Consider the following 14,274-nt stretch of genomic DNA (forward strand, 5'->3'; position numbering starts at 1 on the left):
ATTTAGGCGAATTGGGACCAAGGAGCAACGCGCAGCGGCCAAAAACCAGAGGCTTTTGCAGCCTTCGTAACCGAACGCGGCAGTTCGCCTTCAGCAGCCTCGTATGATCTGGGGGTATCAACGCGTCGCGGATCCCAGCGTCTAAACAGGCGAAAGCCCGCTTTCAATGAGAGGCAGTCTCAGAACCCTGCAGCGTCCACGACGCCCTCATTGCAGCCGAACGACGTCCGCCCTGCCCCCTGGATAAGGTCACGAAGGCTTGCTGGCTCGTTCGATGTCGCGTCCTCCGAAAGCCCGATCGTAAGTTCGCTGATAACGCGGCCTCCGCTGGCCCGTCGGCAGCTCATCTTGACCCGATCTCCGGCACCGGGGCCGAAGCTCCTGTCGAAAGCCGCCTTGATCGCGTCCGCCGTCAGCGACTTGCCGATATTGGTCGCGAACAGATCGCGGACTGCCGAGGCGTTCAGCTCGTTGATCAACCGGACCGACGCGCCGAAATAGTCATCAGCGCTCATCTTCGTGCAGGTGCCGTGCTTGATCCACTCGTGCCGCTCCAGGCCGGATTGCGTACCGGGCATCGCCTTCTCGAGGGCCGCCTTGGTATCCGCCGAAAGCTCTACCTCAGGCAGCTTCCCCCACTCGCCGTCCTTGTCGGCGCTGCGCAGGGTACCAGAGACGTCGCAATAGTCCTTCCGCATCGGCCAGAGGCCGTGCAGCGAAAAATTGGTCGCATCAAACCTCTCCCCGGTCTGGCTGCGGCATTCCGGCTTGCGCTGGTTGGTTTCACAGAACGCGGGTTGCCAGCTGGCCGCCAGAATGAAGCGCGTCCTTCCGCCGCCGTCCTGGGCTCCCGCAACGCCGGCGGCTGCAATTGCAATTGAGACCACAGCCATGCGCAGAAATGGATTGCTCATCTTCGTCCCCACAAAGAACAATTCATGAACAAGAAATCACGCCGCGTTTGTTTTCACAACCCTCAATCCGTAGGGTACGAAAAATCCCTTGGCATAAATATCTGGGCGTGTTGCTTTTCACGGCCGATCTGGTCTTCTCCCGGCAACGGGAGGATATGATGTTCGCAGAAACGCAACGCCTTGAAACGGCGGACGCTTCACTCGCCTTTCATCATGAGCCGGCGCAATCAGAGGCACGCGGAATTGTCCTTGTGTCTCATGGGCTGGCCGAGCATTCCAGACGTTACTCACGTTTTGCGGCAGCCATGGCAGCCCGCGGCTACCATGTGTTCGCCTTCGATCACCGTGGGCACGGCGAAACGACTGGCCCGGATGCGCCAATCGGGCGTTTTTCCCGCCGCAACGGCATGCGACAGGTTATCGACGATGTCGGCTCTGTCCGCGAGCTTGCCGTAAAACAATATCCCGGCCTCCCCGTCATCCTCTTCGGGCACTCAATGGGCGGGCTCATCGCGCTCAACGCGGCGATCACCCATCCGGAGAAATATGACGCCATTGCCGCCTGGAATTCGAATTTCAACCCGGGCCTATCGGGACGGGCCGCCCAGGCGATCCTCTTGGCAGAACGAGCCCTTAAGGGCTCCGATGTTCCAAGCGGCATCCTACCGAAGCTCACCTTCGGCACCTGGGGGAAGTCCATTGCCAACCGTCGAACCGAGTTCGACTGGCTAAGCCGCGATCCTGTTGAGGTCGACAAATACATTGCTGACCCTCTGTGTGGCTTCGATGCTTCCGTGTCGCTCTGGCTCGATATTTTCGAGATGACGTTTCGCGCACCACAAGAGGCGCAACTGGACCGGCTGCCGAAGCACACGCCGATCCACCTTGTCGGTGGCGGACAGGATCCAGCAACAGATAACGGAGAAGCGGTGATCTGGCTGTCAAAGCATTTGAAAGCTCACGGCTTCTCCCGTATCAGGACACAGATATATCAGGACATGCGCCACGAAACGCTGAATGAAATTGGAGCGGACGCGGCCATCGCCGCATTCGCCGACTGGTGCGACGAAGCGATCGCAAGATCCTGAACTGAAGGGTTTCGCGATGAGCAATGGTATTTCGTCCCGTTCCGCCTCCGCTTCGGAGGTTTCGACCGGCATTCTCCTGATGTTCCTGTCGGTGCTGGTGTCCCCGATCATCGACATCTTCTCCAAGCTCGCGATCGCTACGATTCCTGCAGCGGAAATCACCGCCGCCCGCTTTGTCGTGCAGGCTCTCTGCATGTTGCCGATCGTTGTCTGGCGCGGAAGCTGGAAGACGTTCTCCTGGCGAGCCAATATCTTTCACGCCATCCGAGGCGCCATCATTACCATTTCCATGGTCTCCTTTGTTACGACGCTGAAGTACATGCCGGTTGCTGACGCCATCGCGATTTTCTTCGTCGAGCCGATCATATTGACGATCCTGAGCAGCATCTTCCTCAAGGAGACGATCGGCTGGCGCCGCTACATCGCCTGCGGAGTCGGCTTTTTCGGCGCGATGCTGATTATCCAGCCGAGCTTTCAAGAGGTCGGCTACGTCGCGCTTCTGCCCGTCGTCAGCGCTTTCTGCATCGCCATCTTCGCCTTGATGACCCGCGTGCTTTCGCACCGAGAAGATCCGTGGGCGATGCAGCTTCAGATGGGCATCTGGGGTCTGCTGTTCTGCGCGATCCTGCTTGCCTTCGGCAGCGGCACAGGCTCCGACATCTTTGACGCAGTGATGCCGGATGGCCGGGGCTACTTCTATCTGGTCGGCGTCGGCGTCACGGCAGCCATTGCCGGCATCTTCGGCGTCTATGCCTATCGTGCAGCACCTGCCTCCATTTTGGCACCGCTGCAGTATTTCGAGATCGTGTCGGCGACCTTTTTCGCCTGGCTTGTATTCGATGACTTTCCGGATGCGCTCAAGTGGGTCGGTATCCTGATCATTATCGCATCGGGCTTGTACATCATCTGGCGCGAGCGCCGCTTTGCATCGAAGCCCGTATCCGATACACCTCAATCGGCCCTGGCGCCCTGATCTGATCGTGGGAGGAACATGACAGACAATCAGCTCCAAAAACCGCCGCTATCAGGCATACGCGTCATCGAGCTTGCGCGAGTGCTTGCCGGGCCATGGGCGGGCCAGATGCTGGCCGATCTCGGTGCCGACGTGATTAAGGTCGAAAACCCCGATGGAGGCGACGACACGCGGCATTGGGGGCCCCCCTTTGTCGAAGGTGCCGACGGCGAAAACCTTTCCGCGGCCTATTACCACGGTGCCAACCGCGGCAAGCGTTCGATCACTGCCGATCTGAAGCGCCAGGAGGATCAGGCCCTCGTCCGCCGCCTTATCGCCACGGCCGACGTCGTCATCGAGAACTTCAAGCTCGGCGGCCTTGTGAAATACGGTCTCGATTATGAGAGCCTGAAAAAGATCAATCCGAAGCTTGTCTACTGCTCGATCACCGGCTTCGGCCAGAACGGTCCCTATGCCAGCCTGGCAGGTTACGACTATATCGTTCAGGGCATGTCCGGCTTTATGTCGATCACCGGCGAGCCGGACGGACAGCCGATGAAAGCGGGCGTCGCGATCGCCGACGTCTTTACCGGCATTTATGCCGTCGCAGCCATCGAGGCCGCCCTCATCCACGCGCAGAAGACCGGCGAAGGGCAGCTGGTCGATATGGCGCTGCTCGACGTACAATCCGCCGTGCTAGCCAACCAGAACATGAATTATCTCGTTTCTGGCCGAGCCCCGACCCGGCTCGGGAACGCCCATCCGAATATCTCGCCCTATGAAGTCGTCCCCGCCGCCGATGGCTATCTGATCCTCGCAGTGGGCAATGACGGCCAGTTCCGCCGCCTCTGCGCGATCCTCGGCCTCCAGGGCATTGCCGACGATGCACGCTATTCCACGAACAAGGCGCGCGTCGCGAACCGCGACGAGGTACGCAAGCTGGTTTCCACCGAAACGCTGAAATGGCAGAAAGCCGACCTGTTGAAAGCTTGTGCGGCGGACGCGGTTCCGGCCGGTGCGATCAATACAATCGAAGAAATGTTTGAGGATCCGCAAATCCAGGCGCGTGGGTTGCGGGTAGATCTCGCCGACGCAAAGGGTACCGTCATTCCTGGTGTGAGGACGCCGGTCGTGCTGTCGCAAACGCCTTTGCGCTACGAGCGGCCGAGCCCGAGGCTGGGAGAGCATCAGGAGGAAGTTCTGGCGGAACTCGCCGAACTGGAGGGGAAAAGAGCATCATGAAGAAGACCGGCGGGGAACTGATCGTCGAGGCCCTGAAAGCAAATGGGGTGAAACGCCTCTCCTGCGTACCCGGCGAGAGTTTCCTTGCCGTTCTCGATGCGCTTTATGACAGCGACATCGACGTGGTGGTCTGCCGACAGGAAGGCGGCGCAGCCATGATGGCTGATGCCTGGGGTAGGCTCACCGGCGAGCCCGGCATCTGCATGGTCACCCGCGGCCCAGGCTCCACCAATGCCACGGCGGGTTTGCACATTGCCAGGCAGGATTCCATCCCGATGATCCTCTTCATCGGGCAGGTCCAGCGCGATGCCCGCGAGCGGGAGGCTTTCCAGGAGGTTGAGTATCGCCGCGCCCTTACCGAATTCAGCAAGTGGGTCGGCGAGATCGACGACGCGGCTCGCATTCCGGAGTTCGTCACCCGCGCCTTTGCGATCGCAACATCCGGCCGTCCCGGCCCCGTTGTGTTGTCACTACCTGAGGACATGCTGCGTGACGAGGTGGAGGCGCCCCGCGCAAAACGCTATTCGCGCGTCGAAGCCCATCCCGGCCGCGGCCAGATTGACGACTTCTATCTTCGTCTGCTGAAGGCGGAGCGACCGATGGTCATCGTCGGCGGCACGCGCTGGGATGCGGATGCGGTCGCCGACCTGAAAGCCTTCTCGGAACGCTTCGCGCTCCCGGTCGGATGCTCCTTCCGCCGGCAGATGCTGTTTGATCATCTACAACCGAATTATGCCGGTGATGTTGGTATCGGCGTCAACCCCGCGCTGGCGAAGGAAATCAAGGAGAGCGACCTGCTGATCCTGCTCGGCGGCCGGATGTCGGAAATGCCCTCCTCCGGCTATACGCTGATCGACATCCCCTACCCACAGCAATCGCTAGTCCACATTCATCCCGATCCTTCAGAGCTCGGCCGCGTCTATCGCCCCGACCTCGCAATCTGCGCGAGCCCGAGTGACTTCGTGGCGGATCTTGCTGATCTCGAGGCGCCAAGCGAACTCAGATGGGCAGAGCGCACCGAACGGATGCACCAAGCCTACATCGCCTGGTCGACACCGCCGCAGAGCGGTCCGGGACCGGTCCACATGGGACCGATCATGGAGTGGATCGAAGAAAACACACGCCCCGATGCGATCTTCACCAACGGCGCTGGAAACTATGCCACCTGGCTCCACCGTTTCCATCGCTTCCGCCAGTTCAACACCCAGGCAGCCCCGACATCAGGCTCCATGGGCTACGGCCTGCCGGCCGCTGTCGCTGCCAAGCAGCTCTTTCCCGAACGCGAGGTCATCTGCTTCGCCGGAGACGGCTGCTTCCTGATGCACGGCCAGGAGTTTGCGACTGCCGTGCGCTACGGCCTGCCGATCATCGCGATCGTCATCAACAACGGCATCTACGGCACCATCCGCATGCATCAGGAGCGGGAATATCCCGGCCGCGTCAGCGGCACCGACCTGACCAACCCGGACTTTGCTTCGCTTGCGCGCGCTTACGGCGGCCACGGGGAAACCGTCGAGACGACGGAAAGCTTCGCCGGCGCCTTCGAACGCGCACGGGCAAGCGGCAAGCCCTCGATCATCGAGGTGAGGCTTGATCCGGAAGCCATTACGCCGACACGTACCCTTTCGGAAATCGCCCAAACAAAAAGCCGGTGAGTAAAACCCACCGGCCTTCGGGATTACAACACCGTCGTGACTTAGTCGAGGGCGGCGGTAACCGTGAACTCGACCTTGTACTTCGGTGCAGCAAGCTTGGCTTCGCTGGTAGCGCGAGCCGGCGTGTTGGCCGGATCGACCCAGGCTTCCCAGGCAGCGTTCATTTCGGCAAAGTAGGACATGTCGGAGAGATAGATCAGCGTCTGCAGGATCTTCGACTTGTTCGAACCGGCCGCAGCGAGCAGACGATCGACTTCAGCCAGTGCCGACTTGCACTGTTCGGTGACGCTTTCGCCTTCGCCGACCTGACCTGCGAGGTAGACCGTGTTGCCGTGGACGACCGCGCCGCTCATGCGGGCGCCAACGTCGATGCGCTTAATGCTCATGATTGTCTCCTATTGATGAAATGAAAGACGCCGCTGGAAAGAAGCGACGTCGGACTCGGGTCACGGATTGTATTATGCGCGGATGTGCTGCGTCTTCTGATAGATCGCAGTCGAACGGGCACCGGAGCGGCAATAGCCGAGCATCGGACGCGGGAATTCATCAAGGGCATCGACCATCCCGGCAATCGCCTCTTCGTTGACGCCCATCGGGCCGACCGGCACGTGTGCGATATCGAGGCCGAGTTCCTTTGCGCGCGCTTCGACCAGGGCATAAGGCGTCTGATCCGGGCTTTCGCCGTCCGGGCGATTGCAAACGATCGATTTGAAGCCCATGGCCTTGATCTGATCGAGATCCTCGACCGAAATCTGCCCGGAAACCGAATATTCGTCGTCGATTTGGCGAATGTCCATCGCTAATCCTCCTGAAATCATGGGCTGAATGACTACGCCGCCCCATGCCAAGCGTCAACCGCAGATCACTCACACGAAGGCAAAGCTGAGCGCATAATTTCGGCTCTCGCCGGGCTTCAGCATGATGAACTCACCCGCTGCTTCCAGCTCGGAGCGAGATACCCAGCGATGCGACACCGGCTCGATGCCGAGGACGTCGGCAGGTGCCTTCTGATTGCGCCAGACCTGCAGGTGCGGCAACGTCTCGGCAAGGATCCGCACTCGGAGGACCTTGCCGCCGATCGCGGCAATCGGGCCAAGGCGCACCTCGGCAAAACCGCTGTCCGTTGGAGGCGCTTCAACGCAGAAGATACCACCCGGCTCTTCGCCGAAATTCCAGGGAAAGCCGTCACCCTCGAGCATCTTGCCTTCGAGACGCGTGCCGGCATCGAACCACTTGCCGCCAATATTCATATGGTACATCAGAAAAGTCGGCACGACCTTGTCGCTGGTGTTGACGACCTTGTCTTTAAGACTGACCTCGCCTGTCTGACCGTTGACGAACCAATGGCGTTCAATTCGAGCAGGCAAGCCTTCGACCGTTACGATATCGATATCCGCCCGGCACTCGGCATTCCCATTCTCGAATTTCGTCCAGAGGACCCTGGCTGCATGACCAGGGCCCGATCCATGCAAAGGATAGACCTTGCCGTCTGCGCGACCCGGAATCGGCTCGCGGTGCCGGATATGGTCCGGTCCGCAGGTAAAGAGAAAGCCTTCGACAGAATGCGAGATGCGCGTGTCGCCGTCATCGGGAACCGCCTTCTTGGGAGCGATGTCGACGCCGTTGACGATACAGCCGCCGATATCCATCTGCGACGTCTCGTCCAGCATCAGCTTCGGCCCTGTTGCGGCGGCAAACTCGATCATTGTCCAACTTCCTCCCGGTTCTGGCGACTGATGCAGCGATATGTCTCGCAGCGGCATTCGTCAATCACGACTGCTATGCCGCTTCAGGGAACCGGCAGTTCACCCCAAAGGTTTATGAGCAAAGGAGAAATCACCAAATATTTATCTTTTGTTCAGTACGATTTCATAAATTCCACACTAGCGTCAAAATTCGCAGGTGTGTGTCGGCCAAGTCACTGAAGGATATGAAGACGTGAATCGCTTTGTAAGATCGGGATTGTCTGCCGCAGCTGCCGTGCTCGCCATCGCTGTCGCGCCTTCTGCCGATGCGCAGCAGTTTTACAACGGACGCCAGGGCGACATTGTCTTCGTGGCGCCGAACGGCGATATCCTCGACTACGTACCATCCGGCGCCGCCTACGCGCGCGACCGTAGGGGCAACCGCGTACTGGTCGATCCCTATGGCAATGTGATTGCGACCGAAATGCGCGCCCGCGGTTACTACCCGCGCCCGCCCGTGCGTGATGCCTACAATAACGACGCCTACTACGGCGACGATCCCTACGGCGATTCGAGCTATTCCGAACGCGGCGCCGTCACCGGCTCGATCCCGCGTGACGCTGCGATCGACCGACAGCCCCTGGACGAGCAGCCTTACCCGCAAGGCGGCGAAAACTACGCTTCCATCGAGCCGGACCAGCAAATGCCGGAGATGGCGCAGCCGAAGCCGCCTCAGGAGCCGGTGATCACGCTCAAGAACAAGTCGAAGTCCGAGATCGTCGCCCTTCAGGTCTTCCTCGACCGCGCCGGCGTGTCCCCAGGTGCGATCGATGGCCACATGGGCGCGAACGTGACCAAAGCGATCTATGCCTACCAGCAGATGACGGGCGAGACTCTCGACCCGAACAATACGGACGCCATCCTCGAGCAGCTTCGCATGACCGGCGGCCTGCCGCTGGTGAGTTACACGATCACGCCTGCGGATGCCGCCGGCCCCTATGTCGCGGAGATCCCCGAGGACTACGCGCACAAGGCCGCCATGTCGTCGCTCGGCTACACCTCGACGACGGAAATGCTCGCCGAGCGCTTCCACATGGACGAAGGCTTCCTGAAGGAAATCAATCCGGGCGTCGATTTCACGGTCCCCGGAACGGTCATCAAGGTCGTCAATCCTGGCGAAGTGAAAGCTGGATCGGTCGCACGCATCATTGCCGACAAGGGCCGAAAGCAGGTCTTCGCATATGACAACGCCGGCAATCTGATTGCTGCCTACCCGGCCTCGATTGGCTCGACCGATACGCCCTCCCCTTCGGGTACGGTCACCGTCGAGCGCGTAGCTTTCAATCCGGGCTACACCTACAATCCGAAGATCAATTTCCAGCAGGGCGCCAACGACAAGATCCTGAACATTCCGCCGGGTCCGAACGGCCCGGTCGGCACGGTCTGGATGGCGCTCTCCAAGCCGACTTACGGTATCCATGGAACGCCAGAGCCATCGAAGATCGGTCGGACCCAGAGCCATGGCTGTATCCGTCTGACAAACTGGGACGCCACCGAACTGGCGAAGATGGTCAAGCCGGGCGTTACAGTCGAATTCACCGACTGATCCATCCTGCCGTTCCACCAACAAAAAATGCGCCGCAAAGGGCGCATTTTTTGTTTAGCAGACAGTTTTCCGCTAGGCGGCTGAGCGGATCAACGGGCCAGTGCTGCGCGCCGGCTCCGGGAGCTTTGCCGGGACCTTGCCCATGATCTCTTCAGCGAAACAGCGAGCATTCTCACGCGCTTTGTCGAGGTTGCTCACCCGGGCAGGATCGAGGGAATGCAGCGTGCCACCACAGTCAAATATGTCCCGGAAGGCAGACCGCTCGATGATTGCGGTATCCAGCACCGGCACTTGGCGCTCGCTCAGCAGCGACTTGACGATGGAGAGTGCGCGTGTCGTCACCATCGAGTTGACACGCGTCAACACGACCGAGTGCCCAATGCGGATGCCGGCCTTCTCGTCAAGATATTGCAGCAGTTCGAGAACCTGCGCGCCGCCGCGAGCGTCCATGGCGCATCCCTGGATCGGGACCAGCACGTGATCGGAGAGGCCGATTGCCGTGGCAAGCAGCGGATTACGCGCACCGGGCAGATCGACGATGAAGTAGTCCGTATTGTGCTTGTTTTCCGATATGTGCAGCGGCAACGACGCCGACGTCACGAAATCAATGACCGAGATGTTGGCCACATGCCCGGATACTTCATGCCATCTCGTGATCCAGTGCTGCGGATCTGCGTCAAGGATTGTCACCCGATAGCCCTTCTGGGCAAGCTCGGTGGCGAGAAGAAGCACGGCTGTGGTCTTGCCGGCGCCGCCCTTGGTGTTTGCGAAAGTGATGACTGGCATGGACGGTCCTCGAAGGGAAAAGTGAGCCTCTCTATGGCCCTGTCGCGCACTTTCCGAAACATCGTGCGGTTAACGCATCCTTTACAATGATGGTTAACAACTCCTAAACACGGCGCCTGAAATTGCGGCTGACATTTCTTGCATCCCCTCGAAATCACGACGCCACGAATAAAAGAAGCCCGGAAAGCCTAGGCTTTCCGGGCCAGTTCGGTCCGCCGTCTTGTCTAAGTTCAGAAGCAGTCCTTGAAGAGCGCCTTCGTGTTTTCGAGCGTCATCTTGACCGGATTGCCGCCGGCGCTCGGATCTTCGATCGCCATCGCGGAAAGTTCATCGATTCGATCGGGCTTGATCCCCATCGCAGACAGGCTGTCGGGAACGCCAAGCTCGGCGCGAAGCTGCAGCACGTAGTTGTAGAATCCGTCGAAACCGCCGGAAATACCGAGATAGGCCGCCGCACGCGCGATCTTGTCTTCGATCGCCGAACGGTTGAAGCGAAGCACAGCTGGCATGACGACGGCATTCGTCATGCCGTGGTGGGTGTTGTAGACCGCGCCGATCGGGTGCGACAGCGCATGAATGGCGCCGAGACCCTTCTGGAAAGCGACCGCGCCCATTGCGGCCGCCGACATCATGTTCGCCCGGGCTTCGAGGTCGGTGCCTTCCTTGTAGGCGCGTGGCAGGAATTCCTTGACGAGGCGCATGCCCTCCAGCGCGATGCCGGCAGACATTGGGTGGTAGAAGGGCGAGGAATAGGCTTCCAGGCAATGCGCGAAGGCATCCATGCCGGTGCCGGCCGTGATGATCTTCGGCATGCCGACCGTCAGTTCCGGATCGGCGATGACGACGCCCGGCAGGAACTTCGGGTGGAAGATGATCTTCTTCACATGGGTTTCGGAATTGGTGATGACGCTGGCGCGACCAACTTCCGAACCCGTGCCCGCCGTCGTCGGCACGGCAACGATCGGCGCGATGCCTTTGACGCCGGCGCGTGTCCACCAGTCACCGATGTCCTCGAAGTCCCAGACGGGGCGCGTCTGGCCGGCCATGAAGGCCACGCACTTGCCGAGATCAAGGCCGGAACCCCCGCCGAAGGCAACCACGCCGTCGTGGCCGCCATCCTTGAACGCCTTGACGCCGGCGTCGAGGTTCTTGTCGTTCGGGTTCGGATCGACATCGGCAAAGATTGCGCGACCGAGACCGGCGTCTTCCAGAATGTCGAGCGCCGTCTTGGTGATCGCCATGGACGCGAGGCCGCGATCGGTAATCAGCAGCGGCTTATTCATGCCAAGGCTCTTGCAGGCGTCCGCCAGTTCCTTGATGCGCCCCCGACCTAACTTGAAGGCGGTCGGATAGCTCCAGTTGGCTGTGATGTTGCTGCTCATGCTATGACTTTCTTCAGATGGTAGGATTTCGGACGCGTCAGATTGTGGAAGCCGATGATCGACAACGAGCCGCCACGGCCGGTTTCCTTGACACCGGTCCAGCAGAGCGCCGGATCGAGATAGTCTGCGCGGTTCATGAACACGGTGCCGGTTTCGATCTCGCGACCAAGCCGCCCTGCCCGCTCCGGATCCTTCGTCCAGAGCGAAGCCGTCAGGCCGTACTGGCTATCGTTCATCAGGGCCACTGCCTCGTCGTCGCTCTTCACCTTCATGATGCCGACAGCCGGACCGAAGGTTTCTTCGCGCATGAAGGCCATGGAGTGGTCGACGTTGACCAGGATCTGCGGAGCGAGATAGGCGCCGCCATCGTCCTGCGGGAACAGCTTGGGATCGACCAACGCCTTGGCACCCCTGGAGACGGCATCGGCGATCTGCTCGCGCACGACCTTGGCGAAACGTTTGTTCGCCATCGGCCCAAGCGACGTTTCCGGATCTAGCGGATTGCCGAGCTTGTAGTTCGATACCCAGGCGACCGACTTCTCGACGAAGCTGTCATAGAGCGACTCGTGCACATAGATGCGCTCGATTCCGCAGCAGCACTGGCCGGAATTGTAGGTCGCGCCGTCCATCAGCGTATCGACCGCCGCATCGAGATCGGCGTCTTCCATGACGTAGCCTGGATCCTTGCCGCCGAGCTCCAGGCCAAGCCCGGTAAACGTACCCGCCGCAGCGCGCTCCATCGAGCGCCCGCCTTCGACCGAACCGGTGAAGTTGACGAAGTTGAAGCTACCAGCAGCAATCAGCGCCGACGTCGTCTCGTGATCGAGGAACACGTTCTGGAAGACATCCTCGGGAACGCCGGCCTCGGCGAAGGCCTGCACCAGCCGCTCGCCGACCAGGAGCGTCTGCGACGCATGCTTCAGAACAACCGCATTGCCCGCCATGAGCGCCGGGGCGATCGTGTTGATCGCCGTCATGTAGGGGTAGTTCCAGGGCGCCACGACGAAGACGACGCCATGCGCCTCGCGCTCGATCCGGCGCTCGAACTTGTCACTCTCTTCGACGACAAGCGGCGCCAACGCATCGGCAGCGATCGAGGCGACATAGTTGGAGCGCTCGTTGAAGCCCTTGTATTCGCCGCCATAACGGATCGGGCGGCCCATCTGCCAGGCAAGCTCGGGCACGACGACGTCGGACATTTCATTGAGCCGTGCGACGCCCTTCAGCACCAGCTGAACACGGTCTTCCAGCGGGCGCTTTGCCCAGGCCTTCTGCGCCTTGCGCGCACGCGCAACGGCCTCTTTCGCCGCCTCCAGCGAAAGCGCCGGGCGCTCGGCGTAAACCGATCCGTCGACCGGTGAAATGCATTGGATCATTCCCATGATCTTCATCCTATGTTTTCGCGTACCGAAACCGGCGGACGTCCCAAACTCTCCCGAGATATGGAAATCGTGTGACAGGACGCCGTCCGGCTTGGCTACGCTTTATGCTCTTTCGAAACCGCGCGCCACTTCCCAATCGGTGACGCGACGATCGTACTCTTCCTGCTCCCACTCGGCTGCGCGAGTATAGTGGTCGATGACATCATCGCCGAAGGCATTGCGCAGCATCTTCGATTTCGTCATGGCAACGGTTGCCGTGCGCAACGTGCGCGGGATCTCGCGGACGCGGCGAGCGCCATAGGCGTCGCCGACAAATGGAGCCTCGAGTTCCATCTTGTTCTCGATGCCATCGATGCCCGCCGCAAGCAGTGCCGCGAAGGCGAGATAGGGATTGAGGTCAGACCCACCAACACGGCACTCGATGCGGATCGCCTTGGTGTCATCGCCGCAGAGACGATAACCGGCCGTGCGGTTGTCCTTGCTCCAGATCGCTTTTGTCGGCGCGAACGTGCCGGCCATGAAGCGCTTGTAGGAGTTGATGTAAGGCGCCAGGAAATACGTGATCTCGCTCGCATGCGAGAGCAGTCCGGCAATGTAGTTTTCCATCAGTGGCGACATGCCGTACTTGCCCTTCTCGTCATGGAAAAGAGGCGTCTTGCCGTCCACGCTCCAGAGCGACTGATGGATATGCGACGAGCTACCGGCGGCATTGTAGTGCCATTTGGCAAGGAAGGTGATTGCCTTGCCCTTCGACCAGGCGATCTCCTTGCAGCCGTTCTTGATGATGGCATGGCGGTCGGCCATCGTCAGCGCATCGGCGTACCGGACATTGATTTCCTCCTGCCCGGCGGATGCTTCGCCCTTCGAGTTCTCGACGGGAATGCCGGCCCCCTGAAGCCCCGTTCGGATTGCCCGCATGACCTCTTCTTCCTTGCTCGTCTGGAAGATGTGGTAGTCCTCGTTATAAGCGCTTGCGAGCTTCAGGTTGCGATAACCGGCCGCGTGCGCAGAGTCGTAGGTCTGGTCAAATAGGAAAAATTCGAGCTCCGAGGCCATAAAGGCCTTCATGCCCATGTCTTCCAGGCGCTTGACCTGCTTCTTCAGGATCGCGCGCGGCGAATGCGGCACCTCTTCGTGCGTGTGGTGGTCGAGCAGATCGCACAGCACGAGCGCCGTGCCTTCAAGCCATGGAATGCGCCGCAGCGTCGAAAGGTCTGGCTTCATCGTGTAGTCGCCATAACCCTTTTCCCAACTCGTCGCCTTGTAACCGGAGACCGTTTCCATCTCCATGTCGGTGGCGACGAGATAGTTGCAGCTGTGCGTTTCCTTCCATGCGCTCTCGAGGAAGTATTCGGCCTGGAAACGCTTGCCCATCAAGCGGCCCTGCATGTCCACCTGGCATGCCAGAACCGTGTCGATGCGCCCGTCGGCAACATCCTGCTTGAGATCGTCGAGAGTATAGATGCTCATATTGAATCCGCCTGAACCTTGAACTGAAAAAATCGGGACAACGAAAGCGCATGCCGTGAAACGGGTGTGCCGCATCTGATGCATTTTCGTTGAGCCGTGAAACGGGGCCGCC

13 protein-coding genes are annotated in these 14,274 nt (G+C 60.2%); 5 read left to right on the forward strand and 8 right to left on the reverse strand.

Going from position 1 to position 14,274, the window contains the following annotated elements:
• Positions 1-179: 179 nt before the first annotated feature.
• Positions 180-914, reverse strand: coding sequence for a ribonuclease T2 family protein (locus AS026_RS25670; protein WP_062372879.1), 735 nt, complete (start codon positions 912-914; stop codon positions 180-182).
• Positions 915-1,072: 158 nt separating this feature from the next.
• Between AS026_RS25670 and AS026_RS25675 the strand changes: the two genes are divergently transcribed.
• Genes AS026_RS25675 through AS026_RS25690 form a run of 4 tightly spaced genes read left to right on the forward strand, consistent with a single transcriptional unit; the run spans position 1,073 to position 5,851 of the window.
• Positions 1,073-2,002: an alpha/beta hydrolase gene (locus AS026_RS25675; protein WP_025659354.1), complete on the forward strand. Its 930-nt coding sequence runs from the start codon at positions 1,073-1,075 to the stop codon at positions 2,000-2,002.
• A 16-nt stretch (positions 2,003-2,018) separates the two neighbouring features.
• Positions 2,019-2,975: a DMT family transporter gene (locus AS026_RS25680; RefSeq protein WP_025659353.1), complete on the forward strand. Its 957-nt coding sequence runs from the start codon at positions 2,019-2,021 to the stop codon at positions 2,973-2,975.
• Between the two features lie 18 nt (positions 2,976-2,993).
• Entirely contained in the window at positions 2,994-4,196 is a 1,203-nt protein-coding gene (caiB, locus tag AS026_RS25685; RefSeq protein WP_025659352.1) for a succinate--glutarate CoA-transferase, read from the forward strand.
• Entirely contained in the window at positions 4,193-5,851 is a 1,659-nt protein-coding gene (locus tag AS026_RS25690; RefSeq protein WP_025659351.1) for a thiamine pyrophosphate-binding protein, read from the forward strand. The genes caiB and AS026_RS25690 overlap by 4 nt, the downstream gene beginning before the upstream one ends.
• A gap of 41 nt (positions 5,852-5,892) precedes the next feature.
• Here AS026_RS25690 and AS026_RS25695 read toward each other — a convergent pair whose 3' ends face one another.
• The 3 genes from AS026_RS25695 to AS026_RS25705 all read right to left on the reverse strand — a co-directional run bounded on the left by AS026_RS25695 (position 5,893) and on the right by AS026_RS25705 (position 7,557).
• Entirely contained in the window at positions 5,893-6,237 is a 345-nt protein-coding gene (locus AS026_RS25695) for a RidA family protein (RefSeq protein WP_018858293.1), read from the reverse strand.
• Between the two features lie 72 nt (positions 6,238-6,309).
• Positions 6,310-6,648, reverse strand: a complete 339-nt coding sequence (locus AS026_RS25700) for a protein tyrosine phosphatase family protein (RefSeq protein WP_018858292.1) — start codon at positions 6,646-6,648, stop codon at positions 6,310-6,312.
• Between the two features lie 69 nt (positions 6,649-6,717).
• Complete coding sequence (locus tag AS026_RS25705) at positions 6,718-7,557, reverse strand: DUF4432 family protein (RefSeq protein ID WP_025659349.1); 840 nt, start codon at positions 7,555-7,557, stop codon at positions 6,718-6,720.
• A gap of 232 nt (positions 7,558-7,789) precedes the next feature.
• On the opposite strand from AS026_RS25705, the gene AS026_RS25710 reads away from it, so the two are divergent.
• On the forward strand, positions 7,790-9,142 hold the full coding sequence (locus AS026_RS25710; protein WP_062372648.1) for a L,D-transpeptidase family protein: 1,353 nt from the start codon (positions 7,790-7,792) through the stop codon (positions 9,140-9,142).
• Between the two features lie 72 nt (positions 9,143-9,214).
• Here the strand turns inward: AS026_RS25710 and AS026_RS25715 are convergent, their stop codons facing one another.
• From AS026_RS25715 to AS026_RS25730, 4 genes are all read right to left on the reverse strand, one after another.
• The gene (locus AS026_RS25715) at positions 9,215-9,928 is read right to left on the reverse strand and encodes a ParA family protein (protein ID WP_018858289.1); all 714 of its coding nucleotides are present in this window, start codon (positions 9,926-9,928) and stop codon (positions 9,215-9,217) included.
• A gap of 230 nt (positions 9,929-10,158) precedes the next feature.
• Positions 10,159-11,310: an iron-containing alcohol dehydrogenase gene (locus tag AS026_RS25720; RefSeq protein ID WP_062372651.1), complete on the reverse strand. Its 1,152-nt coding sequence runs from the start codon at positions 11,308-11,310 to the stop codon at positions 10,159-10,161.
• Positions 11,307-12,692, reverse strand: coding sequence for an aldehyde dehydrogenase family protein (locus AS026_RS25725; RefSeq protein ID WP_062372881.1), 1,386 nt, complete (start codon positions 12,690-12,692; stop codon positions 11,307-11,309). Before AS026_RS25725 ends, AS026_RS25720 begins: the two co-directional genes overlap by 4 nt.
• A gap of 102 nt (positions 12,693-12,794) precedes the next feature.
• Positions 12,795-14,162: a glutamine synthetase family protein gene (locus tag AS026_RS25730; protein WP_025659345.1), complete on the reverse strand. Its 1,368-nt coding sequence runs from the start codon at positions 14,160-14,162 to the stop codon at positions 12,795-12,797.
• Between the last annotated feature and the right edge of the window lie 112 nt (positions 14,163-14,274).

The organism is Rhizobium altiplani (assembly GCF_001542405.1).
GTDB lineage: Bacteria > Pseudomonadota > Alphaproteobacteria > Rhizobiales > Rhizobiaceae > Rhizobium > Rhizobium altiplani.